The sequence below is a fragment of the Streptomyces carpinensis genome (assembly GCF_002154505.1).
GTDB lineage: Bacteria > Actinomycetota > Actinomycetes > Streptomycetales > Streptomycetaceae > Streptomyces > Streptomyces carpinensis.
In genome coordinates this window covers 1-1,964 of sequence record NZ_MUBM01000121.1, presented here as the reverse complement: position 1 = coordinate 1,964, position 1,964 = coordinate 1, and the positions used below count along the sequence as shown (strand labels likewise).

Genomic DNA, 1,964 nt, shown 5'->3' with positions numbered 1-1,964 from the left:
GTCCGGATCAGCGCAGTGCCCGGAGGGCCTTGTCCGCGCCCTTCGCGCCGAGCTTCACGAAGACCGGGGCGGTGCCCAGGGGGGTGGCGTAGTCCGTGAGGGTCCTGTTGCCGCGGACCGCCTTGCCATGGGCGACGTCGAACCAGGTGCCCGGCGGCAGGTGGACGCTCCTGGTGGGAGCGTCGGCGAGTTGGGGGGCGGCCAGGACCGCCGGGCCCAGCATCCACTCGTCGCCGACCGTGTAGGCGGCCTTGTCCCCCGGGAAGTCGAAGAACAGGGGACGCATGATCGGGTCACCGGTTCTCAGGGTCTGCTGGACCTGGTCCCAGATGTACGGGGCGAGGCGGCCGTGGCGGGCGATGGCCTGACGGTAGAGGGCGACCGTCTCCTCGTCGTACACCACCTTGTTGCCCGTCCTGGGGTCGATCGTGTCCACGGGGGATGTGGAGGCGTACATCAGCGGCATCAGTGAGGCCGACTGCGCCCAGCGGACCAGCACCTGCTTGCTGGGGGCGGGCTGGCCGCTGGAGCCGCCGATCATGTCGGTGGTGACGAAGGGGTAGCCGATGGTGGAGATGGCGAGGTTCTGCGTGACGGAGGCGCGCAGGGAGTTCCAGCCGGTGCCCTTGTCGACCTGGCGGGTGGCGAATCCGGCCTGGTGCGCGGCGGTGTCCCAGTGGACGCGGATGCCCACGCCCTGGAGGTCGTACTCGTCGGCGAGCTGGGCGCCGAGGCGCTGGTAGTCGGTGGGCTTGTAGCCCGCGTGCGGGGCGCACTTCTCGTCGAAGAAGCGGGTGTCGAACTTCAGGCCGTCGATGCCGTACGTCCCCATGAGGCTCTTGAGCCGGCCCTCGTACCAGGCCTTGGCGTCCGGGTTGCCGAGGTCGACGATGCCCGCGGTGCCGTTCCACCAGGTGACGGTGCAGGGCTTGGTGGTGTCGGCCGCGTCCTTGAGCAGGTAGCCGTGGTCGGCGGCGTACTGGTACTGGTCGGAGTCGAGGTTGATCCACAGGGTGACCCAGAGGCCGAAGTCGAAGCCCAGGTCGTGGATCTTCTGCGACATGGCCTTGGGGTCCGGGTAGGCCTTCGCGTCGAAGGTCATGTTCCCGTAGTTGGACTCCCACTTGTCGTCGAGCTGGAGGGCGTGCCCGGTGACGCGGTTGTCGTGCAGGTCCTGGGCATAGTCCAGGAGTTTGGCCTGGTCGACGTGGGTGTAGAACTGCGCCCAGGAGTTCCACACGGGCTCGGCGAACTGCCGGTAGGTGGAGTCGCTCTTCGCCGGTTTGCCCACGATGCCGATGTAGTCGCGGTAGACGTCGAGGGGCGTGTGCTCCACGAAGACCGTCGCCCGGTACGGGTCCGCGGACTCGATGTCGAAGCGGCCGAGGCCGTCCTTGTTCTGGTTGATCGCCACGTCCATGACGTGGCCGGTGTCCACGCGCAGTCCGGTCGCGGCCGAGGTGTACCAGAAGGGGTCGATCATGTAGTACGAGGCCGGCCCGAAGGCGGGATGGACGACCTGGCCGCTGTCGAGCGGCCAGGGCTGGTCGGTGCCGGGACCGCCGTTCGGGGTCTGGGCCTCGCCGTGGCCGTACCAGTGACCGGCGGACTGCAGGTCGTAGGCGAGGCTCAGCCGTTCGGGGGCGGCGCCATCGACCTGCCAGTCGAGTTGGTAGCGGTCGGCGGAGGGTGTGACGCGGGCCTCCACCGTGGCGCCGGCCGCGGTCGTGGCGGCGGTGAGGGTCAGCACGCCGCCCTTCCAGGCCCAGCCGGTGACGCGGGTGGCGTGCTGCCAGGTCCCGGCGGTGCGGAAGCGCAGGGCACCGGCGTCACCCGGCGCGGTGGCCAGCACGGTGGTTCCCGAACGGCTGGTGGTGAAGGCGAGTTGATCCCTCGTCATATGCAGCGCGTAGCCGGGGGCGGTGCGGCTCGGGGGGACGGTCAGGGTGAGCTCACCGGCGGAC

At 69.7% G+C, this 1,964-nt stretch carries 1 protein-coding gene; it reads right to left on the bottom strand.

All coding sequences use genetic code 11. The features are described 5' to 3' along the window. Positions 1–7 precede the first annotated feature (7 nt). Positions 8–1,964, bottom strand: a 1,957-nt coding sequence (locus BZY54_RS17105; protein WP_244217199.1) for a glycoside hydrolase family 31 protein, incomplete at its 5' end; no start/stop codon positions are given.